We start from the raw sequence: 21,495 nt of genomic DNA, 5'->3' as shown, positions 1-21,495 counted from the left end.
CTCCTATATATGTTTTGAGTATTCATTGGTTGTTACTCTAGCATCATATAAGAGGGTTCTTTTTTTTTCAAGTGCCTTTAAAGTTATAATACAGGAATGCTCCAGCGGGAGGAGGGAGACAGATAAGGCATCACAACCACGCGCGTAAGCGATGGGGGGGTGGCTTTTCGCTCCCCCCGCGGAAAGCGTCCGAGATATGAGCGAAAATCAATACTACTTTATTGACTAAAGCATTTAATTTTCATTATTCTCTTTTAATTATTCGTGTTTACTATAAATAAGCAATTATAAAATTAAAAAACGACTGCAATCAAGCACGAAAACCTCGTGGATGATTGCAGTCGAAGATATTTAGTAGAAAGCTACTAGATTAGATTATACTATTTACACTTCCATAATGATTGGTAAAATCATTGGACGGCGTTTAGTCTTTTCATATAAATAAGGGCTTAAAACATCTGTAATTTCGTTTTTCAATTCAGACCATTCTATTGCTTTGTCTTGAATGGTAAATCTTAAATGTTTATTTAGCATTTGCTGTGCTTCATTAATCATGGTGCCAGATTCACGCATATACACGAATCCTCTAGAAATAATATCAGGACCAGAAACAATTTTCTTTCTTTCCATATCCGCACTAACAACTACTATTACTAAGCCTTCTTCAGAAAGAATTCTACGATCTCTTAATACAATATTACCAATATCCCCGATACCACTACCATCAATATAGACATCTCCAGATGGGATACGTCCTGCGATATGTGCTTCGTTGGAGCTTAAAGCTAAAACTTGTCCATTCTCCATAATAAACGTGTTTTCGATAGGAACATCACAATCTGCCGCTAATTCTGTATGGATTTTTAACATACGGAACTCACCGTGGATTGGCATAAAGAATTTTGGCTTCATCAAACGTAGCATTAGCTTTTGTTCTTCCTGAGAGCCATGCCCAGAAGTATGGACATTGTTCAAGGAACCATGAATAACTTCAGCACCTGCACGGAATAACAGATTAATCGTTCTATTAACGCTTGCTCTGTTACCTGGGATAGGAGAAGAAGAAAATACTACGGTATCTCCTGGCTGAATCTGAATTTGTCGGTGAGTACCATTAGCAATTCGAGAAAGAGCTGCCATTGGTTCCCCTTGACTACCTGTGCAGAGGATTAAAACTTCGTTAGCAGGTAATCGGTTTAATGCGCTTGTATCAATGAACATTTCCTTAGGGGCTGTAATATAACCTAGCTCTCGACCAATTGTAATATTGTTGTCCATACTTCTTCCGAAAACAGCAATTTTGCGATTATGATGAATCGCAGCGTCTATTACTTGTTGAAGTCTATGGATATTCGAAGCAAAGGTTGCAAAAATAATACGACCATTTACTTTACGGAAAATGGAATCCATACTTTCTCCAACTTTGCGTTCGGACATTGTGAAGTTAGGAACTTCAGCATTAGTACTATCTGAAAGAAGACAAAGAACGCCATCACGACCGATTTCGGCCATTTTCGTTAAGTTTGCAGGTTCGCCGACAGGAGTAAAGTCAAATTTGAAATCTCCTGTATGCACAATATTACCAGGTGGAGTTTTTACCACAATTCCAAAAGCATCAGGTATACTATGCGTAGTTCTAAAAAAGCTTACAGCTGTTTTTCTGAACTTAATCACATCGTCTTCTTCGATTACATTCATTTTCGTTTGACGAAGTAAGCCATGCTCTTCTAGCTTGTTTCGAAGCAGACCCAATGCTAGCTTACTTCCGTAAACTGGGACATTGAGTTGCTTTAGTAAGTAAGGAATTCCACCAATATGGTCTTCATGTCCGTGGGTAATAAAAAGGCCTTTAATCTTGTCCACATTTTTGACTAAATAAGTATAGTCTGGGATCACATAATCGATTCCTAAAAGATCATCCTCTGGGAATTTAATACCAGCATCAATTAGAATAATTTCATCTTGAAATTGAACGCCATACGTATTTTTGCCGATTTCACCTAGTCCGCCGAGGGCGAAAACAGCTGTTTGGTCATTTTTTACAAATTTCATGAATTACAACTCTTCTACTTTGAAATTTGGACTTGCTTGTTCGTATTCCAAGTGGTTACCTTCAAGCAGCTGGATAAGCTCAATGTTATACTTGCGGTCTATAAGAAGTGAACGAACCTCACGCTCTGATTCAGCCTCTACGTATAAGCTTTTAGTGTTTTCGCGAACTGGTACCTCTAGTGCGTTTTCTTGATAATAAACTTTATAAATCATTTTTATACTCTCCTTTTTCACGTTCAAAATAAATCAATTCTCTTTATATTATCACGCTACTTATTTAAAATAAAGAAAAGCCCTCCAATTTTTGAAGGGCAAGACATTTGACTTAAGCAATAGTTTTGTTTCTGAGCATTCCGCCGAGTCGCCGCAACAGTTTTCTTTTCAAGCGTTTCAACATGGCAATCCACTCCTTATGACGTATTATATATGAAATTGTGGAGTTTGTAAAGGATTTCAACAGAAAAGTCAAATAATTTAACTTGAAAAGGGAGAAAAAATAATGGAAAAAAAAGTATTGATTTTCGATATAGATGGAACCATTTTAGATTTAGAGAAAAATATTTCTGAAGGGGTAGAAGAAGCATTTAGACAAGCGAGAGAAAATGGACATATTACTGTAATCGCTACTGGGAGAGCACCATTTCTTGCTAAAGCAATCGTAGATCAACTTCAAATTGATTCTTATATAACTTATAATGGTCAAATTGTTCAATTTGAGGGCAAAACCATACATAAAGGTGTTATAGATAAGGAAGAGCTTAAAAAACTTTCGGAGTTTGCAGCTTTGAAAGACCAACCTTTAGTATATATGGACAGTCATGAGATGGTTTCTAATGTACCTGATCATCAAGATGTAATTGAAAGTATTTCAACTTTAAAGGTCGGTTTTCCTAGACAGGCAGAAAACTTTTATTTAAATAACGATATCCATCAGGCACTTGTCTTTTGTGAAGAAGTAGTACAAGAGGAGTATGAACGTGCATTTCCTAACTTGTCCTTTGTAAGATGGCACAGAGTATCTTGTGATGTGCTCCCTAAGGGTATGTCTAAAGCTGTTGGGATTGAGATACTTTTAGAATACTTAGGAGAAACTCGTCAAAATGCAGTTGCATTCGGGGACGGATTAAATGATGTAGAAATGCTGAAGTTCGTAGGTACAGGTGTAGCTATGGGAAATGCTGTAGATGAACTTAAAAAACACGCAACAATCGTTACAGAACATGTCTCAGAAAATGGTCTAGTAAATGCAATGAGGCAATTAAAGCTAATTTAAAGGAGTATCACATGATAGAGCAAAGTAATAAGTACGTATTAGTATATGGCGATGCCTTTGTTGACTATATTTCAAAGGATCAAACAAATAAGAGCTTTAAAAAGTTTTTAGGGGGAGCCACTGTAAATGTAGCTGCAGGTATTGGCAGACTAGGCTCTTCTTCCTCTTTTATAACTATTATCGGAGAAGATGATACCTCTAAATTTGTGAAGAGAGAGCTAGAAGCAGAAGGAGTTGACCTTTCTTATATACAGGTCGACCCGGAAAAATCTATAAGTGGAGTTTATGTGCACTTAACAGAAAATAACGATCGTCATTTTCATACTTATTTAGATGATACGCCTGACTTACAAGTAGATTTCTCTATGATAGACTTGAATGCTTTTAATCAAGCAAGTGCTTTCCATTTTTGCTCTGGGACATTATTTCATTCAATCGCTAGAGAGACTACTAGAAAAATAGTAGATGAAGTGAAGAAATCTAGTGCGCTAATATCGTTTGATGCTAATATTCGCCCTTTAAGATGGAATACTGAACAGCAATGCAGAGAGACAATTTGTTCGTTTCTTCATGACGTAGATATATTTAAAATCACGGAGGAAGAACTTCTCTTTTTAACTCAAGCTAATACTCAATTAGAGGGTCTTAATAGATTAGCGGAATATAATATTTCCGTAATCCTTGTAACAGTTGGAGCAAATGGAACATACGCCATGATCGAAGGGGAACTGGTTCATATTCCAACTGAAAAGGTAATAGCTGTTGATACAACCGGTGCTGGAGATGCATTTATGGCAGGAATTCTATCAAAAATCCAGTCAGAAGGTAAGCCTGAAACTAGAGAAGAATGGATCAGATATATTGCTTTTGGGAATAAGCTCGGATCTATTTGTGCTACAAACTTTGGAGCGTTGTCTGCTATGCCAAAATTGTCCGATATAAACTAATGGTAGTTACTTTAGGAGCAGAGCATTTATTAGTAAAAAAAGATTGGTCTCCGTAGAGGCCAATCTTTTTAATTATTTATTTTCGTAAGGAAATGCATCTGCTATTTCCGCATAAGGATTTTGTGGATTAATATGGTCATAAAACATAATGCCATTCAAATGGTCTAATTCATGTTGGAAGGCGATAGCAGCCAGACCTTTTAGACGTTTCTTAAATGGAGTTCCATCTGGATAAAATCCAGTTGCTGTAATTCTGGCATATCGAGGAACATACCCTTCAATAACTTCGTCTACAGATAGACAGCCTTCACCAGAAGGTATATATGTTTTTTCTACGGAATGGCTAATAATTTTAGGGTTAACTGCAACAAAGCTTATTTCCTGATCGTTCTCATCCATTAGGTGTATGGCAAACATTCTTTTAGATTGGTTTACTTGGGGTGCAGCAATTCCAATTCCAGGACGAAGGTTGTATTTTTTCACCATTTCATCATCTTGGCTATTTATAACGTACTCCAATAAATCATGTGCCAGAGCTTTTTCATCCTCAGTGAGTGGAAAGGTAAGCTCTTCCGTTTTCTTGCGTAGAGTAGGATGTCCATCTCTAATAATGTTAGGCATTAAAATCATCTTGATCGTCCTTTCAAATTTCATATTTCTATTATATCGAATTATGTCGTTTTACTAAACAAAAAGGTATATAAGTCAGTTGAATTTAGTAACTAGAACAATTATAGTTGAAAATGGGTATAGGAGGTTACGGAATGAAAAAATTAATATTCGTGGTTCCTTTCATGTCACTTTTACTATTGTCTGCCTGCTCTTTTGGAGAAAGTACTCAGGAAAAATTATCTGATGTTTTAACTGAAATCTATGAAGCAGAAGAAGGCTATAGAGAAGTTCAGACTTCCTTGAAGGAAACAGAGTTAAAGGAACAGGGAAATTTTCAAAGCATGATGGAATTAACTCAGGACCAAAAAGAAGAGCTTAGTGCTCAAGTAGATGCAACTGCTAATCTATTAGAAGAACGTATGACACTGGTAGAAAAAGAAAAAGATTCCATTTCGAAAGCAAAGGAGAAGCTTACAGACCTAGAGTCAGTTATTTCTGATGCTAAAGAGGAATCCGAAAAGGAAAGTATCCGTTCAGTAGAAGATGCTTTTAAAAATCGATATGATTCGTATGATAAGTTGGTTGAACAATATAACTCTCTTGCAAGCTTACAAGACGCTCTTTATAATATGCTTTTAGATGAAGAAGCGGACGTATCTAAAATTCAAGAGCAGGTTGCAGAGGTTAATAAGCAGAATGAAGCTGTGCAACAAGCAGTTCAAGAATTTAATGATTTAACTAAACAATTAAATGAAGTAAAAGATCAGGCTTTTTCCACACTTCAAAAAGAAGAATAATAGATTGCCTTATGAATAGTTGCCCCGCAAATGTTAGTAACATAATTAACATTTGCGGGGTATTTTTATATTTTAGGCTCTGATAAAGGGGAGGGTTGATTTATATGATGCAAATAAATTTTTTAATCTGAAGGTTGATTTCCGCACCACCCAGAAGCTTTCCTCTGGGTGAGCGATAAGCTCAACATTAGGAGTCAAAACATATAGAGACTGATTATTAATGGTCGAGTTGTAACGGAAAGTGAATCACTAGAATTTTTATTAGAGTTATCCTATTAATCTTTAAGGTGATTTTCTATGAGCATAAAAATAAAAAATGTGTAAAAAATAGAAGAGGTGGTATGTATATCGAAAAGGTGGTTTATATACCAGTATAGAAATTCTGTTTGAAAAAGGTGTAATAAAAATCAGGCGATTTCTTCCAAACTGATATAGTACAGATTAAATTAATGAGTACTACAGAATTAAACTTTTTTAATATTCTAATATAAAAATGGTAGAGTTCTAGATGATTGACCGACCATTTATTCTTGAGTATACTAAGAAGTAATTGATATTGTACCAATCAATGTGCAACTTTATTTTAATACAGAGAAAAAGGAGAGGTGCTTTATGGCTTCAAACAAAGAAAACCAGTTTGACCCAATGAAAACGCTTCATGAAATCGAAGAAAAGTTTGAAATGTTCCAGATTTTAAATGAAGACGGGGAAATTGTTAATGAGCAAGCAGACCCTAATTTATCGGAAGAAGATTTAGTTGAATTAATGAGTCGTATGGTTTACACAAGAATATTAGATCAACGTTCTATCTCGTTAAATCGTCAAGGGCGTTTAGGATTCTATGCACCTACAGCAGGGCAAGAGGCTTCCCAGCTTGCTTCCCATTTCGCATGTGAAAAAGAAGATTTCATCCTACCAGGCTATCGCGATGTTCCACAAATAGTTTGGCATGGCTTACCATTATGGCAAGCATTTTTATTTTCACGTGGTCATTTTATGGGTAACCAAATTCCAGAAGGTGTAAACGTGTTCCCACCACAAATTATTATTGGTGCGCAATTTATTCAAGCAGCTGGAGTAGCTTTAGGTATGCAAAAACGCGGTAAGAAATCTATTGCTATTACATATACAGGAGACGGTGGTTCTTCACAAGGGGACTTTTACGAAGGTATTAACTTCGCAGGTGCTTTCCGTGTACCAGCAGTGTTTATCGTCCAAAACAACCAGTACGCTATTTCCACTCCTCGTGAGTTACAAACAGCAGCAAAAACAATTGCACAAAAAGGTATTGCGGCTGGTTTACCAAGTATCGTAGTAGACGGTATGGATCCACTTGCAGTATATGTTGCAACGAAGGATGCTAGAGACCGTGCTGTTAAAGGTGAAGGACCAAGCTTAATCGAGACGGTTTGTTATCGATATGGCCCTCATACAATGGCTGGTGATGATCCTACACGCTACCGTACATCTGAAACGGATTCAGAATGGGAGAAAAAAGATCCGCTAGTACGCTTCCGCAAGTATTTGGAAGGTAAAGGTATTTGGAGCGAAGAAAAAGAAGCAGAAGTTATTGAGAGAGCAAAAGAAGAGATTAAAGATGCTATTAAAAAAGCAGATTCTGCTCCAAAACAAAAAGTAACTGATTTAATAAATATTATGTATGAAGAAAATCCATATAACTTAGATGAGCAATTAGCTTACTATACAGAGAAGGAGTCGAAGTAACCAATGGCGCAAATGACGATGATTCAAGCGATTACGGATGCTCTCCGTACTGAGCTTAAAAATGATGAAAATGTGTTAGTCTTCGGCGAAGACGTTGGTAATAACGGCGGAGTATTCCGTGCAACTGAAGGGCTACAAAAAGAATTTGGGGAAGACCGCGTATTTGATACACCACTTGCAGAGTCAGGTATTGGTGGACTAGCAGTTGGTCTTTCGTTACAAGGATTCCGTCCTGTTCCTGAAATCCAATTCTTTGGTTTCGTATATGAAGTGATGGATTCAATTAGTGGACAATTATCTCGTATGCGTTTCCGTACAGGTGGTGCTTTTAATGCACCAGTAACTATACGTTCACCTTTTGGTGGAGGAGTTCATACACCAGAAATGCACGCAGATAGCTTGGAGCTTTTAATGACTTCAACTCCTGGTGTGAAAGTAGTTATTCCATCTACACCTTACGATGCAAAGGGTTTACTAATATCCGCTATTCGTGATAATGATCCAGTTATTTTCTTAGAACATATGAAATTATATCGTTCTTTCCGCGGTGAAGTTCCTGAGGAAGAGTATACTATTCCTCTTGGAAAAGCAGACGTGAAACGTGAAGGTACTGATTTAACGATCATTGCTTATGGTGCAATGGTTCAAGAAAGCTTGAAAGCAGCTGAGGAACTAGAAAAAGAAGGACACTCTGTTGAAGTTGTGGATCTTCGTACTGTACAACCATTAGATATCGAAACAATCATTGCTTCTGTAGAAAAAACAAACCGCGCAATTGTTGTACAAGAGGCGCAAAAACAAGCTGGTATTGCAGCAAACGTTGTTGCAGAAATTACAGAGAGAGCTATTCTAAGCCTAGAGGCTCCAGTTCTACGTGTGGCTGCACCAGATACTGTATTCCCATTCTCTCAAGCAGAGACAGTTTGGTTACCAAACTCTAAAGATATAATGGAAACAGCAAAGAAAGTATTAAATTTCTAAAAGAAACGAACAATAGAAAGGGTGAGCACTTTGGCATTTGAATTCCGCCTACCGGATATTGGAGAAGGTATACATGAAGGAGAAATCGTTAAATGGTTTGTTAAGGCCGGTGACGAAGTTGATGAGGACGATATCCTTTGCGAAGTACAAAATGATAAAGCTGTAGTAGAAATTCCTTCACCTGTAAAAGGAAAAGTAACAGACGTGTTGGTAAGCGAAGGAACAGTTGCTGTAGTTGGCGACGTACTAGTTAAGTTGGATGCACCTGGCTATGAGGATCTTCAATTTAAAGGCGATCATAGTGGTGAAGAAAAAACAGAAGCTCAGGTTCAATCTACTTTAGAGGATGGTAAGGAAGTGGAGAAAGAACCTGTAGATGCTTCTAAAAACCAACAACCACCTACTAAAACAGAGGCTAAAGCATCTACGAATGAATCGAAGCCTGAGCCAAAAGGCGACACTCGTGTAATTGCGATGCCTTCCGTTCGTAAATTTGCACGTGAAAATGAAGTTAATATTGCAGACGTAAATGGTACAGGGAAAAACGGTCGAGTTTTAAAAGAAGATATTGAAGCATTCTTATCTGGAGATCAATCAGTAGAAGAAACAAAATCTTCTCCAGCTCAAGCAAAAGAGGAAGTGCAAGAAACAAAATCTTCTGCACCAGTTAGCTTAGAAGGAGAATTCCCTGAAACTCGTGAGAAACTATCTCCAATGCGTAAGGCAATTGCAAAAGCAATGGTTAATTCCAAGCATACTGCACCACATGTAACGCTTATGGATGAAGTGGATGTTACTGAGCTAGTTGCACATCGCAAGAAATTCAAAGAAATAGCTGCAGAGAAAAATATCAAGTTAACTTATTTACCTTATGTAGTGAAAGCTTTAGTAAGTACATTGCGTGAATTCCCAGCCTTAAATACTTCGTATGATGATGATACAAACGAAGTTATCCAAAAGCATTATTACAACATAGGGATAGCAGCGGATACAGAAAAAGGATTGTTAGTGCCTGTTATTAAGAATGCAGATCGTAAATCAGTATTTACAATCTCTGACGAAATTAATTCATTAGCTACAAAAGCTAGAGACGGCAAATTATCTCCAGCTGAGATGAAGGGTGCATCATGCTCAATTTCTAATATTGGCTCTGCTGGTGGACAATGGTTTACACCTGTTATCAACCATCCGGAAGTGGCAATCCTCGGAATTGGTCGAATTTCAGAAAAACCTGTAATAAAAAATAGTGAAATTGTAGCCGCTCCTGTGTTAGCATTATCATTGAGCTTTGATCATCGCATGATCGATGGTGCGACTGCCCAACATGCGTTGAACCATATAAAACGTTTATTAAGCAGTCCAGAATTATTATTAATGGAGGCGTAAAAAATGGTAGTAGGAGATTTCCCGATTGAAACAGATACTTTAGTAATAGGTTCAGGTCCTGGAGGTTATGTAGCTGCAATTCGTGCTGCACAAACAGGACAAAAGGTAGTAGTTGTAGAGAAAGAACATATCGGTGGAGTATGCTTAAACGTAGGGTGTATCCCTTCTAAAGCGTTAATCTCAGTTGGTCACCGTTTTGAACAAGCAAAACATTCAGATGACATGGGTATCACGGCATCTGATGTTAAAATTGACTTTTCAAAAGCACAAGCTTTCAAAGAAAGTGTTGTGAAAAAATTAACTAGCGGTGTTTCCGGATTATTAAAAGGTAACAATATTGAAGTGGTTTCTGGTGAAGCTTACTTTGTTGATGCAAATACAGTCCGTGTAATGGATGAGAAGTCTGCACAAACTTATACTTTTAAACATGCGATAATCGCTACTGGATCTCGTCCAGTAGAAATTCCAACATTTAAATATACAAAACGTGTTATTAACTCAACTGGTGCTTTAAATCTTCAAGAGGTACCTGAAAAATTAGTAGTAATTGGTGGAGGGTACATTGGAACTGAGTTAGGTTCTGCATATGCTAACCTAGGTTCACAAGTTACAATTATCGAAGGCGGAGACGATATTTTAGCTGGCTTCGAAAAACAAATGACTACTATTGTTAAAAAAGGCTTGAAGAAAAAAGGCGTAGATATGGTAGTGAAAGCATCTGCAAAAGGTGTTGAAGAATCTGATACTGGCGTAGTCGTAACTTATGAAGTTGGTGGAGAAGAGAAAAAAGTGGAAGCTGACTATGTATTAGTTACAGTTGGCCGCCGCCCTAACACCGATGAAATTGGTTTAGAAGAGCTTGGTATTAAATTTGCAGAACGCGGATTAATCGAAGTAGATAAGCAGTGTCGCACTAGCATTAGCAATATCTTTGCTATCGGTGATGTAGTAGCTGGTCCTCAGCTTGCTCACAAAGCATCTTATGAAGGTAAGGTAGCTGCTGAAGCGATTGCTGGTCAATCATCTGTTGTAGATTATCTTGCAATTCCAGCTGTGTGCTTCACAGATCCAGAGCTAGCTACAGTTGGTTTATCTGAAGCACAAGCAAAAGAACAAGGATTTGATGTAGCAGCTGGTAAGTTCCCATTCGGAGCTAACGGTCGTGCGCTTGCTCTTAACGCGACAGAAGGCTTTGTAAAACTTGTTTCTCGTAAAGAAGATGGTTTATTACTTGGCGCTCAAATCGTAGGTCAAGGTGCATCTGATATGATCGCTGAACTTGGTTTAGCAATTGAAGCAGGTATGACGGTTGAGGATATCGCTATGACTATTCATGCACATCCAACGCTTGGAGAAATTGCAATGGAAGCTGCAGAAGTAGTAATGGGTCACCCAATCCATATTCTATCTAAATAATAAGTAGGTCGATAAAACCGTGTAGAAATACTCTACACGGTTTTCTTTTTGACTGTTAGAATGGAAATAGAAGGGATATGGTGATTATATTGAAACTTACAACTTGGTTATTACCCGCAGCACTAACTTTTTTATTAGTAGGATGTAATGCAGAAACAACGGAAGTTCAAAAAGAGCTTGGAGAAAAAAATGAAGTTAATAAAGAAACGGTAGAAACAAAGCCGGAAGAAACTGAAAAAGTGGAAGAAATAAAGCCTGTAGAGGAAGTCATTGAGGAAGAACCTGTTTCGGAAATAAAGTATGAAATTAATGAGGCAAATTGGACGATAAAACCAATTACTGATGCGAATCCTAAGGCTGTGCTTTTAACGATTGACGATGCTCCAGATAAATATGCTGTCGAAATGGCGAAAACATTAAAAGAACTTGATGCTCCAGCTATCTTTTTTGTGAATGGTCATTTCATAGATTCAGAGGAAGAAAAAGCTAATTTAAAAGAGATATATGATTTAGGCTTTTCTATTGGAAATCACACTCAAACACACGCGAACTTAAAAAATAGCAGTGAAGAACAGCAACAAGAAGAAATAATTAAAGTAAACGAGACGGTAGAAGCAGTGATCGGTGAGAAGCCTAAATTTTTCCGAGCTCCTTTTGGTGTAAATACTGATTTTAGTAAGTCCTTGGTTCAACAAGAAGGAATGGTCTTGATGAATTGGACATATGGATACGATTGGGAGAAACAATATATGGAGGCTAATAGTTTAGCAGATATTATGGTTAATACGGAGTATCTAGTAGACGGAGCAAATTTGCTAATGCATGATCGAGAATGGACCGCAGCAGCTCTTTCGAAAATTGTAGAAGGCTTACGAGCAAAAGGGTATGAATTGATTGATCCAAAAACTATTAAAACGATAGAATAATTTTTCGAATCTAGTTCTGACAAAATACCTCGAGATATAAATCTTTTGAGGTATTTTGTTATTTGGAATGATATTGAGGTAAATTCCTCTAATCTAGTTTTTAGACGCTACATTAAGTTTCTCATATGAAAATACTAGTTGATTGGAGTGGAAGGTGGCGACTCCAGCCGGAATAGCAAGAGGTGAAGACCCCGCAGGAGCGTAGCGACGAGGAGGCTGAGGCCATGCCGGCGGAAAGCGTCCACCTGGAAGGCAAATTATCCGATTCATTCCAAACAAGTAAACTGATTTTCTACTCATGGACATACTAAAAGAGAAGGCGTAAAATTATTTCTATTATCAGCGTTTATGGAGGTGAAACTTTAAAAGAATAAACTTTTAAAGTACATAATGAACAAAATAAAAAAAGTAGGTCGAATCATTTTTCAAGTAATTATTCTTTATTTATTCTCTACTCTAGGATCTTTTGTAGTGGAATTATTACCGTTTTCCTTTCCTGGAAGTATTGCTGGATTATTAATACTATTAGCGTGCCTCCTGCTAAAAATAATTCCAGCCAATCTTATAAAAGATGGGGCTGGTTTTTTACTTGCATTTCTTGCCTTATTCTTTGTGCCGGCGACCGCAGGGATAATGGATTACCCTCAGTTAGCCTCGTTAAAAGGGGTTTTTATAATAATCGCTTTAATAATTAGTACAATGTTTACAATTGTAGTAGCAGGAAAGGTATGTCAATACTTTGAAAGTAAAATAGTAGGGGAGGATTTGAAATGATTTCTCTAGCGATGGTAATTGGTACAATCATTATTTTTATAGGGATGACTTTTCTCTATAGAAGGTTCACCTATCCTTTACTATTACCTATTTTAACTACTACGATTATCCTTGTAGTAGTGTTAAGTTTTTCAGGAGTTTCTTACGATACATATATGTCAGGTGCCAAGTGGATTGATGCAATGCTCGGACCAGCGGTAGTAGGGATGGCTTACCCTTTATATATACAGCGAGAAAAAATTATAAAAAACAAGGTGACGATTATATTAGGTGTTACTGTAGCAATGCTTTCTGGACTAATTAGTATTGTTATAATAGCTAAACTTATGTCTTTTGAGGAGTTTCTTCAAAAATCCTTATTACCAAAGTCAATTACTTCTCCAATTGCGATGCCTATTAGCGAATCAATTGGGGGTATTCCAACTTTGACAGCAGTTTTTGTAATTTTAGCTGGTTTAATAGGAGCATTAGCTGGACCGTTTCTCTTTAAACTATTTCACATAGATACCGCAATCAGCAGGGGGATATCTATAGGTAGTGCATCGCATGGCATCGGCTTATCTAAGCTATCCGAGTATGGGGAAGAGACGATGACGATGGGGTCAGTGGCAATGACTCTTAGTGCTATTTTAGGGGCCTTTATATGTCCAGTGTTTGCCTTTTTAATTTTTTGATTCTATTAAAAAACAGACTTTGACGACGTTAGCCGTCAAAAGTCTGTTTTTGATTGGAGCTGAAAGTTTAATATACTAAATGATAGCCTGATGCTCTTTAATAACATGAATCATTTCTAATGTGTCGTCTTCTGGTCCCTGTACTGGTAAGCCTGCCTCTAGGTTCATCAAGATATAGTCAATATTTCCTTGAGTAATTATTTCCCCGGGAATAAAAATAGGAATACCAGGAGGGTAGACCATTACGAATTCAGCAGAAATACGGCCACTGGCTTCTAATAGTGGAATAGATTCAGTTTCTGCGTAAAATGCATCTCGAGGTGACATAGCTAAACCAGGGATGTCTGGTAAGGTTACAGCTGATTCTACTATTGTTGCTGCAGATTCATATGCCACTACCATTCTCGATAATGCATTAACAAGCATGTCTACTTCTTTTTTTGTATCTCCTAGCGTAATCAGGCAAAGGATATTATATAAATCAGAAAGCTCTACTTCAATATTCGCTTTTTCTCTAAGCCAAATTTCAGCTTCAAATCCAGTGATTCCTAAATTTTTAACGCTAATTAGTAGCTTAGTTGGATCCATATCGTAAGTAGCGGAGGATTGTAATATTTCTCTTCCTACACAATGGATATGTTCAATTTCATTTATACGTTTACGAGTTTCCTCAGCAATTTCGATTGCTTCGCCTATTAAATCCTCTCCATGTATAGCTAACTGTCTTCTAGCGGTATCTAGAGAAGCTAAAAGAGGATAGGATGTAGAAGTCGTTGTAAGCATGGAAAGGATTGATTGTACCCTTTTTGCAGAAACTAGTCCTTCTCTTACATTCAGGACGGAGCTTTGAGTCATAGATCCTCCAAGTTTGTGTACAGATGTTGCGGCCATATCAGCACCGGCAGACATTGCCGAAATAGGAAGGTCATTATGAAAGTGGATATGTACACCATGAGCTTCATCCACTACTACAGGTATACCGTGCGCATGAGAAATATCTACAATTCTCTTTAAATCGGCTGCTAAACCAAAATAAGTTGGGTTGATAACAAGTAAACCTTTTGCATCTGGATGTGCTTCTATTGCTTTTTCTACGGATTCCACAGAAATACCATGCGAAACACCAAGTTCTTTATCTACCTCGGGATGTATAAATACGGGTATAGCACCTGCAAATACAATGGCAGACATAATAGATTTATGAACATTTCGTGGAACAAGGATCTTATCCCCAGGTCCACAAATAGTAAGGATCATTGTCATAATAGCTCCACTCGTACCTTGAACAGAGAAAAAGGTTTCATCTGCTCCAAAAGCTTCTGCAGCTAGATGTTGAGCTTTTTTGATGGCTCCTTTTGGAGAATGTAGGTCATCTAATGGAGCTATATTGATTAAATCAATTGAAAGTACATTATCTCCAACAAACTCTCGAAATGCAGGGTCCATCCCTTTCCCTTTCTTATGACCAGGAATGTGGAACTGAATTGGATGACGATTTCGATGCTTCAATAAAGCATCGAAGATAGGAGTTTCTAATTGTGACAACGCTTATACCACCTCTAATTAAATTTTTGTGCATGTAAACGATTCTAGTAATTATTAATAGAGACGTTGATGCAATGTTAAAAACAAAAGAATTATAGCATTTAAGGAAATTTATTACTATAAAAATAATTCAAAATTATTAAGATGCATTAATTTTGCTGGACAAATAGAAAAGAAATCGAGAGGTTTGCTTCTACAAGTATTTTAAAAGTCATTTGTTTTTAAAAGCATTTTATAATGAAGAACAGTTAACAAGCATTTAAGCAGTAAACGATAACCTTATGCAAACTTGTATGTTTTTCCTACGGACTTGTCTTGTTAGAGTCTTCTAATACATACATAACCTACTTTAAGGATTTAAAACGGCTCATTTAAAATTCTATCCTTTAATAGATAGATTGAATCCTAATTAAATTTTCTTTACACTACTATAAAGGGAGGGGATTAGTTTGTCATTTCAAACAAGGGTTACAGATCTATTAGGAACAAAATATCCTATAGTACAAGGTGGACTAGCATATCTTGCGTATTCGGATCTATGCATTGCGGTTTCAGAAGCGGGTGGCTTAGGACAGATAACTGCTATGAGTCTCTCAACACCGGAGGAGCTTCGCCAAGAGATTGATAAAGTGAGAGAACATACAAATAAACCTTTTGGCGTAAACTTTGCTATTGGGCAAACAGGTAGACCTTATGAACATATGCTTGAAGTCGCTATCGAAGAAAACGTTCCAGTAGTTTCAATGACTGGAGGCAATCCTGCGCCAATTTTAGATGCCCTAGATAAGACGAATATCAAAAAGCTTGTTTTAGTCGCATCTAAGCGACAGGCTTTAAAAGCAGAACAGCTAGGGGCCGACGCTGTGATGGTTGTAGGGCAAGAGGGTGGCGGTCACTTAGGGAGAGATGATATTGGAACTATGGTACTTATCCCTCAAGTTGTAGATGCTGTTTCATTACCTGTCATTGCTTCTGGTGGCATTGGAGATGGGCGAGGCTGGATGGCTGCTCATGCTCTAGGAGCAGAAGGGATAGAAATGGGGACTCGTTTTATCGCAACAAAGGAATGTATCCATGCATCGGAAGCATATAAAAATGCCATATTATCAAAAGAGGAAACAGATACAGTTGTTATTAAAAAAGAGCTAGGGTCGCCAGCAAGGGCTATCCGTAATAGTTGGACCGAAACTATTTTGACTATGGAAAAGGAAAACCCTACATATGAGCATTTGAAGCATCATATTAGTGGAGAAGCCAACAAGCAATTTATTTATAACGGTTTCGAAGACCAAGGCTTTGCTTGGGCAGGGCAAGTAATAGGTATGATTCATGACATTCCTACAACGAAAGAGCTCATCGACAGAATGGCAGCTGAGGCACTAGATATACGAAAAAAATGGAAATTATAGGAGAGTTGAAAATGGAATACACATACCCTTTTTCGTTAGATTGGTCTACAAAAGAAATAGTAGACGTAGTACAGTTTTTTGAAGCAATTGAAAATGCTTATGAAAAAGGCATAAAGCGAGAAGAACTGATGAATAAATATCGTCGCTTTAAAGAAATAGTTCCGTCTATAGCGGAAGAAAAGACATATTTTCGGGAGTTTGAAAAAGAAAGTGGATATGCAAGCTTCCCAATCATAAAAAAAATGAAAGAACAAACTAACGAAGCAATTATAAAGGGATAAAGTAATCCCTCCTTAAAAAGGAGGGAAAGCTTGTCTTATTTTATATTGGTCATAGTTTTGTAAATGGGTAGAAGCTGTTCAAACGTATTTTCTACTAAGTCGAATAATTCTGTTTCTGTTAATTTAACAGCTTCTTCTTTAGGTATATGACGCCCAACTAAAAATTCACCCTTTTTAACGTCTCTCAGACGCGTTAGAAGCTCTTCTACTCCCTCTTGATTAACTTCCCTCAAGGAAGAGGCCTCTGGCTTCATATGGTCCCCAGAAACGATAAAATCATCTGGAAGCTTTTTAAATAGACTCATTTGTTGCAGCAAACGCTCTGCAATTGCAACTTTATCGGGTGCTTCATAAATAACTGCTACTATGATAAATAAATGCGTACCCCATAAGCCAATTTGAAAATGAGGCAAAGCCTTGTAACCACGTTTGTAAGGAGCAAAAGCTACCCAACTATCCTTTGGAGGGTTAACTGATCGACGAGCGTGCTTAGCTACATGGCTAAAAAACTCATCTCCAAGAACACCAGAAAAATAAAGGCTATATTGTTTACCAAGTTCTTCAAACTTAGGTCGAACATTCTCTATAAGAGCAGTCATTCTATTTTCTAATCCTTCAATTTGAAACACTTCAAAATCTTTTTCTTGCCAAAAAGTTTTACTCATATATTAACTCCTTTCAATTTCTATGTTTATTTTAGCGGATTTTTGGGTAAAAATCTTGTAAGCAGTATTTATTAACACAAATCGATTTGTAGCATAATGTAAGTATAAAGTTCTGAATATTAAGATAAAATGATTATGGAGAGGTGTTAACTATGAAACAGGTTGTGCATATAATTCGTAAATATGATATGGAAAAGGAAAAAATTCAAACATTGAAATTGGAAATGGATTATCAATTAGCTACTTTATACGATGCAATGCAAGATGGAGACCAAGAAGTAATTAGCGAAGCGAAGATGCGATTAACAGAGCTTCATCAGTCACTGGATGAACTAAATGCGTTTACTTAAGTTGTCGTCACTAATAGCACCATGAAAAACACCAGCTAATCTTGAAAGACAGCCGGTGTTTTTTTCTTTATACTAAGACTAAGTATATGCAAAGCATGTATGACGGTCAGTTAACAGGAACATAGAAGGGGTGGTAACATGGACTTACATATGCTTGATAAGTATGCAAAATCATTGATTAAACAAGCTGCGACTCAAATAAGAAGCTCATTCTCGGAGGAGTTAATTATCGAATCTAAGTCGGAAGCGAATGACTTAGTTACTAATATTGATAAGGAAACAGAAAAGTTTTTTATTAGACATATTAAAAAAGATTTTCCAAACCATCGTATATTTGGAGAGGAAGGGTTTGGAGATAAGATAGAAAATTTGGATGGCTACGTTTGGATGCTAGATCCAATTGATGGGACTACTAACTTTATTCACTTCAAGAAAAACTTTGCTATATCGTTAGGTATTTACAAGGACGGCGAAGGAATTCTTGGTTATATTTATAATGTTATGGATGATGATTTACTAAGTGCTGCTTCGGGACAAGGGGCATACCTAAACGACGTGAGGATCCCTCGGCTTGAGAGTACGACAGTAGAGAAATCTATTATAGGGGTGAATGCTAGTTGGGTTGTACCAAATCGAATGGTGCATCACGATGGAATGATAGAGCTCGTGCAAACGTCTAGAGGAACTAGATCCTTTGGGTCTGCTGCAATTGAGATTGCCTATGTAGCCACTGGAAGATTAGATGCATATTTGTCCATGAGACTTTCACCATGGGATATCGCTGGAGGAATGGTAATAGCAAACGAAGTGGGAGCAGTTGTTACTAACTTATCTAACGAGCCTATAAATCTGTTAAAACAAAATTCATTTATAGTCTCTAAGCCTAATCTTCATGAACAACTATTATCAAAATATATTATTTTAAAATAAATGAGTTCGTTTCATATATTTAAAAAATATAATAGAATCTTATAAAATTATATTGTCGAAAACCATACAAGTAATCGTTGATAAGAATTAAGGCTTTAAAAAAAGAGACTGGTCAGTGACGTTAGTCAGGACCAGCCTCTACTGAAGTAGAAAGAATTGATAAACTACCCAGCTATAATTATAAAAAACTCGGGCTTATTTAGATTTTCCTATTCTAATAACCCTTGTTCACGCATTTTCTTTTTCGTTTTAAAGCCAAATCCCATTACTACAAATAACATTGCTAAAAACAATAATGCTAACGGAATATTACGTAATGCAATAGCAACTCCTATTAAACCCATAGACAACATTGCGCCTAGAGAAAACAATACAAAAACCCATTTAATGTTACTCAAAACAATTACCCCCAAGAAAATAATTAAAAATATTATAACTTTAGTTCTACTTGTGTTATAATAGCACAGTTATGGACATGAAAAAAGAATATGGAGTGGAAATATGACAAAATTACGTCAAGATTTAAGAAACATAGCTATTATAGCACACGTTGACCATGGAAAAACGACTTTAGTCGATCAATTATTAAAACAATCAGGAACGTTCCGTTCTAATGAACACGTTGACGAAAGAGCAATGGACTCAAACGATATAGAGCGCGAGCGTGGAATTACTATATTAGCAAAAAACACAGCTGTAAATTATGAAGACACACGCATCAATATTTTGGATACACCTGGCCATGCTGATTTTGGTGGAGAAGTAGAGCGTATCTTAAAAATGGTAGATGGTGTTTTACTAGTTGTAGATGCATATGAAGGTTGTATGCCTCAAACACGTTTTGTATTGAAGAAAGCATTAGAACAAAAATTAATACCAATAGTTGTAGTTAACAAAGTAGATAAAGATTCTGCTCGTCCACTAGAAGTAGTAGATGAAGTATTAGAACTTTTCATAGAGTTAGGTGCAGATGACGATCAATTAGACTTCCCAGTAGTATATGCTTCAGGTGTTAATGGGACTGCTTCTTTAGACGCTGACCCAGCTAACCAAGAAGAAGATATGAAGTGTTTATTTGAGAAAATCATTGAATCTATTCCAGCGCCAATTGATAATTCAGATGAGCCATTACAGTTCCAGGTTGCATTACTTGACTATAATGACTATGTAGGCCGTATCGGTATTGGTCGCGTATTCCGCGGTACAATTGAAGTAGGTCAACAAGTTTCATTAATGAAATTAGATGGCAAAGTTAAAAATTACCGTGTTTCTAAATTGTTTGGTTTCTTCGGTTTAAAACGTGTAGAGATTGAATCTGCAAAAGCTGGAGATTTAATAGCGGTTTCTGGTATGGAAGAAATTAACGTAGGGGAAACAGTTTGTCCTACAGACCATCCTGACGCTTTAATTCCATTACGTATCGATGAGCCAACGCTACAAATGACATTCTTAACAAATAACTCACCGTTTGCTGGTCGTGAAGGTAAATGGGTTACATCTCGTAAAATTGAAGAACGTCTTCGTTCACAATTACAAACAGATGTTTCTTTACGAGTAGAAGATACAGATTCACCTGATGCTTGGGTTGTTTCTGGTCGTGGAGAACTCCACTTATCTATATTAATAGAGAACATGCGTCGTGAAGGTTTTGAGCTTCAAGTATCTAAACCTGAAGTTATTATTCGTGAAATTGATGGCAAAAAATGTGAACCGGTTGAACGCGTTCAAATTGATGTACCAGAAGACTGTGTAGGTTCAATCATTGAGTCTATGGGTACACGTAAAGGCGAAATGGTAGATATGATTAATAGTGGGAATGGCCAAGTACGTTTGATTTTCATGGTTCCTGCCCGTGGATTAATCGGATATTCAACTGAATTCATGTCCTTGACTAAAGGGTTCGGAATCATTAACCATACATTTGACAGCTACCAACCAGTAGTGGCAGGTCGCGTTGGCGGACGTCACCAAGGTGTACTTGTTTCTATGGAAACAGGAAAAGCAACAACTTATGGTATGATGCAAATTGAAGACCGTGGAACTCTATTCGTAGAGCCAGGTACTGAAATTTATGAAGGTATGATTGTTGGTGAAAATACTCGTGATGCTGATATCACAGTAAATATAACTAAAATGAAACAAAAAACAAACATTCGTTCAGCAAATAAAGACCAAACAAATGTTATTAAACGCCCACGTATCTTAACTTTAGAAGAAGCATTAGAATTCCTTGGCGATGATGAATACCTGGAAGTAACACCAGAGTCTATTCGCTTACGTAAAAAAATTCTTGAGAAGAGCGAACGTGAACGCGTAACGAAGAAAAAGAAAAGTGCAGATCAGGAATAGGAACTGAAAGGGTGACAAGCCTTGGAGGAACAAGATCTAGTAATGGGTAGAATGTCTTCTATCGCTAGGTTTATATATGAAACAATGCCCAACTTTACTGTATCAGGCTATGTTTTATTTATCGTCATATTTTTATTGTCGGTGCTAGTGTACAAGCTTGGATTTGCAAAGAAGTTAGTGTTTAAGCAAAATGTAGTTATCTATATTTTCCTTTTGTTAGGTTGCTTAATGTTGACCTTCTTAGCATTTTTCCTTCCGGTAGTGGAAGCATTGTTAGTTGCTGCATTGATATTAATCATATATAAAATACGATTAAAACTAGAAAAAAGAGGTTCGACTACTTAGGTAGACTACTTTAAATCTATAAACGAGGCTGAGACATAATCCACCTCAAAATTAAAAG

The 21,495-nt window shown here is 36.9% G+C and carries 22 protein-coding genes; 16 read left to right on the top strand and 6 right to left on the bottom strand.

The window, feature by feature from the left end; genetic code table 11:
* Nucleotides 1-384: 384 nt before the first annotated feature.
* Nucleotides 385-2,052, bottom strand: a complete 1,668-nt coding sequence (gene rnjA, locus M3627_RS03665; RefSeq protein WP_169358919.1) for a ribonuclease J1 — start codon at nt 2,050-2,052, stop codon at nt 385-387.
* A 3-nt stretch (nt 2,053-2,055) separates the two neighbouring features.
* Entirely contained in the window at nt 2,056-2,265 is a 210-nt protein-coding gene (locus M3627_RS03660; RefSeq protein ID WP_169358920.1) for a DNA-dependent RNA polymerase subunit epsilon, read from the bottom strand.
* 286 nt (nt 2,266-2,551) lie between these two features.
* On the opposite strand from M3627_RS03660, the gene M3627_RS03655 reads away from it, so the two are divergent.
* Nucleotides 2,552-3,325 (top strand): Cof-type HAD-IIB family hydrolase, encoded by a 774-nt coding sequence (locus M3627_RS03655; RefSeq protein WP_251552961.1) that lies wholly within the window; start codon nt 2,552-2,554, stop codon nt 3,323-3,325.
* An 11-nt stretch (nt 3,326-3,336) separates the two neighbouring features.
* A complete protein-coding gene (locus M3627_RS03650) occupies nt 3,337-4,272 on the top strand; it encodes a carbohydrate kinase family protein (protein ID WP_251552960.1) in 936 nt (311 codons plus the stop codon).
* Between the two features lie 72 nt (nt 4,273-4,344).
* Here M3627_RS03650 and def read toward each other — a convergent pair whose 3' ends face one another.
* Complete coding sequence (def, locus tag M3627_RS03645; RefSeq protein ID WP_169358923.1) at nt 4,345-4,902, bottom strand: peptide deformylase; 558 nt, start codon at nt 4,900-4,902, stop codon at nt 4,345-4,347.
* 134 nt (nt 4,903-5,036) lie between these two features.
* Between def and M3627_RS03640 the strand changes: the two genes are divergently transcribed.
* From M3627_RS03640 to M3627_RS03605, 8 genes are all read left to right on the top strand, one after another.
* Complete coding sequence (locus M3627_RS03640; protein ID WP_169358924.1) at nt 5,037-5,681, top strand: YkyA family protein; 645 nt, start codon at nt 5,037-5,039, stop codon at nt 5,679-5,681.
* 612 nt (nt 5,682-6,293) lie between these two features.
* A complete protein-coding gene (pdhA, locus tag M3627_RS03635; RefSeq protein ID WP_169358925.1) occupies nt 6,294-7,406 on the top strand; it encodes a pyruvate dehydrogenase (acetyl-transferring) E1 component subunit alpha in 1,113 nt (370 codons plus the stop codon).
* A gap of 3 nt (nt 7,407-7,409) precedes the next feature.
* Nucleotides 7,410-8,387 (top strand): alpha-ketoacid dehydrogenase subunit beta, encoded by a 978-nt coding sequence (locus M3627_RS03630; RefSeq protein WP_251552959.1) that lies wholly within the window; start codon nt 7,410-7,412, stop codon nt 8,385-8,387.
* Nucleotides 8,388-8,417: 30 nt separating this feature from the next.
* Nucleotides 8,418-9,773: a dihydrolipoamide acetyltransferase family protein gene (locus M3627_RS03625; protein ID WP_251552958.1), complete on the top strand. Its 1,356-nt coding sequence runs from the start codon at nt 8,418-8,420 to the stop codon at nt 9,771-9,773.
* 3 nt (nt 9,774-9,776) lie between these two features.
* Nucleotides 9,777-11,189, top strand: coding sequence for a dihydrolipoyl dehydrogenase (gene lpdA, locus M3627_RS03620; protein WP_169358928.1), 1,413 nt, complete (start codon nt 9,777-9,779; stop codon nt 11,187-11,189).
* A 77-nt stretch (nt 11,190-11,266) separates the two neighbouring features.
* Nucleotides 11,267-12,115 carry a polysaccharide deacetylase family protein gene (locus M3627_RS03615; RefSeq protein WP_483315274.1) on the top strand — a complete coding sequence of 283 codons (849 nt, stop codon included), beginning with the start codon at nt 11,267-11,269 and terminating at the stop codon, nt 12,113-12,115.
* A 390-nt stretch (nt 12,116-12,505) separates the two neighbouring features.
* Nucleotides 12,506-12,889: a CidA/LrgA family protein gene (locus M3627_RS03610; protein WP_251552956.1), complete on the top strand. Its 384-nt coding sequence runs from the start codon at nt 12,506-12,508 to the stop codon at nt 12,887-12,889.
* Nucleotides 12,886-13,563, top strand: coding sequence for an LrgB family protein (locus M3627_RS03605; RefSeq protein WP_169358931.1), 678 nt, complete (start codon nt 12,886-12,888; stop codon nt 13,561-13,563). Before M3627_RS03610 ends, M3627_RS03605 begins: the two co-directional genes overlap by 4 nt.
* 75 nt (nt 13,564-13,638) lie before the next feature.
* Here M3627_RS03605 and M3627_RS03600 read toward each other — a convergent pair whose 3' ends face one another.
* Nucleotides 13,639-15,108, bottom strand: a complete 1,470-nt coding sequence (locus M3627_RS03600) for an aminotransferase class I/II-fold pyridoxal phosphate-dependent enzyme (protein ID WP_169358932.1) — start codon at nt 15,106-15,108, stop codon at nt 13,639-13,641.
* A gap of 449 nt (nt 15,109-15,557) precedes the next feature.
* Here M3627_RS03600 and M3627_RS03595 point away from each other — a divergent pair, with 449 nt between their 5' ends.
* A complete protein-coding gene (locus tag M3627_RS03595; RefSeq protein ID WP_169358933.1) occupies nt 15,558-16,517 on the top strand; it encodes an NAD(P)H-dependent flavin oxidoreductase in 960 nt (319 codons plus the stop codon).
* A gap of 11 nt (nt 16,518-16,528) precedes the next feature.
* Nucleotides 16,529-16,798, top strand: coding sequence for a UPF0223 family protein (locus M3627_RS03590; RefSeq protein ID WP_169358934.1), 270 nt, complete (start codon nt 16,529-16,531; stop codon nt 16,796-16,798).
* A gap of 35 nt (nt 16,799-16,833) precedes the next feature.
* On the opposite strand, the gene M3627_RS03585 is transcribed toward M3627_RS03590, so the two are convergent.
* Entirely contained in the window at nt 16,834-17,463 is a 630-nt protein-coding gene (locus tag M3627_RS03585) for a YktB family protein (RefSeq protein ID WP_169358935.1), read from the bottom strand.
* Nucleotides 17,464-17,615: 152 nt separating this feature from the next.
* Here M3627_RS03585 and M3627_RS03580 point away from each other — a divergent pair, with 152 nt between their 5' ends.
* Nucleotides 17,616-17,813 carry a hypothetical protein gene (locus M3627_RS03580; RefSeq protein ID WP_169358936.1) on the top strand — a complete coding sequence of 66 codons (198 nt, stop codon included), beginning with the start codon at nt 17,616-17,618 and terminating at the stop codon, nt 17,811-17,813.
* Nucleotides 17,814-17,951: 138 nt separating this feature from the next.
* Nucleotides 17,952-18,743, top strand: a complete 792-nt coding sequence (locus tag M3627_RS03575) for an inositol monophosphatase family protein (RefSeq protein WP_169358937.1) — start codon at nt 17,952-17,954, stop codon at nt 18,741-18,743.
* Between the two features lie 209 nt (nt 18,744-18,952).
* Here M3627_RS03575 and M3627_RS03570 read toward each other — a convergent pair whose 3' ends face one another.
* The gene (locus M3627_RS03570; RefSeq protein ID WP_169358938.1) at nt 18,953-19,141 is read right to left on the bottom strand and encodes a YlaF family protein; all 189 of its coding nucleotides are present in this window, start codon (nt 19,139-19,141) and stop codon (nt 18,953-18,955) included.
* A 103-nt stretch (nt 19,142-19,244) separates the two neighbouring features.
* Between M3627_RS03570 and typA the strand changes: the two genes are divergently transcribed.
* Both typA and M3627_RS03560 read left to right on the top strand, forming a co-directional pair.
* The gene (typA, locus tag M3627_RS03565; protein WP_169358939.1) at nt 19,245-21,092 is read left to right on the top strand and encodes a translational GTPase TypA; all 1,848 of its coding nucleotides are present in this window, start codon (nt 19,245-19,247) and stop codon (nt 21,090-21,092) included.
* 21 nt (nt 21,093-21,113) lie between these two features.
* Entirely contained in the window at nt 21,114-21,437 is a 324-nt protein-coding gene (locus tag M3627_RS03560; RefSeq protein ID WP_446740153.1) for a YlaH-like family protein, read from the top strand.
* Nucleotides 21,438-21,495 lie beyond the last annotated feature (58 nt).

It is taken from the genome of Psychrobacillus sp. MER TA 171, assembly GCF_023713305.1.
Taxonomy (GTDB): domain Bacteria; phylum Bacillota; class Bacilli; order Bacillales_A; family Planococcaceae; genus Psychrobacillus.
The sequence above is the reverse complement of the archived record's forward strand: the minus strand, read 5'-3'. Positions and strand labels throughout refer to the sequence as shown.

What these genes read in the sequence shown, in the direction of transcription:
- rnjA (WP_169358919.1), bottom strand. Translation starts at nt 2,052, where the DNA reads ATGAAATTTGTAAAAAATGACCAAACAGCTGTTTTCGCCCTCGGCGGA.
- M3627_RS03660 (WP_169358920.1), bottom strand. Translation starts at nt 2,265, where the DNA reads ATGATTTATAAAGTTTATTATCAAGAAAACGCACTAGAGGTACCAGTT.
- M3627_RS03655 (WP_251552961.1), top strand. Translation starts at nt 2,552, where the DNA reads ATGGAAAAAAAAGTATTGATTTTCGATATAGATGGAACCATTTTAGAT.
- M3627_RS03650 (WP_251552960.1), top strand. Translation starts at nt 3,337, where the DNA reads ATGATAGAGCAAAGTAATAAGTACGTATTAGTATATGGCGATGCCTTT.
- def (WP_169358923.1), bottom strand. Translation starts at nt 4,902, where the DNA reads ATGATTTTAATGCCTAACATTATTAGAGATGGACATCCTACTCTACGC.
- M3627_RS03640 (WP_169358924.1), top strand. Translation starts at nt 5,037, where the DNA reads ATGAAAAAATTAATATTCGTGGTTCCTTTCATGTCACTTTTACTATTG.
- pdhA (WP_169358925.1), top strand. Translation starts at nt 6,294, where the DNA reads ATGGCTTCAAACAAAGAAAACCAGTTTGACCCAATGAAAACGCTTCAT.
- M3627_RS03630 (WP_251552959.1), top strand. Translation starts at nt 7,410, where the DNA reads ATGGCGCAAATGACGATGATTCAAGCGATTACGGATGCTCTCCGTACT.
- lpdA (WP_169358928.1), top strand. Translation starts at nt 9,777, where the DNA reads ATGGTAGTAGGAGATTTCCCGATTGAAACAGATACTTTAGTAATAGGT.
- M3627_RS03615 (WP_483315274.1), top strand. Translation starts at nt 11,267, where the DNA reads ATGGTGATTATATTGAAACTTACAACTTGGTTATTACCCGCAGCACTA.
- M3627_RS03610 (WP_251552956.1), top strand. Translation starts at nt 12,506, where the DNA reads ATGAACAAAATAAAAAAAGTAGGTCGAATCATTTTTCAAGTAATTATT.
- M3627_RS03605 (WP_169358931.1), top strand. Translation starts at nt 12,886, where the DNA reads ATGATTTCTCTAGCGATGGTAATTGGTACAATCATTATTTTTATAGGG.
- M3627_RS03590 (WP_169358934.1), top strand. Translation starts at nt 16,529, where the DNA reads ATGGAATACACATACCCTTTTTCGTTAGATTGGTCTACAAAAGAAATA.
- M3627_RS03585 (WP_169358935.1), bottom strand. Translation starts at nt 17,463, where the DNA reads ATGAGTAAAACTTTTTGGCAAGAAAAAGATTTTGAAGTGTTTCAAATT.
- M3627_RS03580 (WP_169358936.1), top strand. Translation starts at nt 17,616, where the DNA reads ATGAAACAGGTTGTGCATATAATTCGTAAATATGATATGGAAAAGGAA.
- M3627_RS03575 (WP_169358937.1), top strand. Translation starts at nt 17,952, where the DNA reads ATGGACTTACATATGCTTGATAAGTATGCAAAATCATTGATTAAACAA.
- typA (WP_169358939.1), top strand. Translation starts at nt 19,245, where the DNA reads ATGACAAAATTACGTCAAGATTTAAGAAACATAGCTATTATAGCACAC.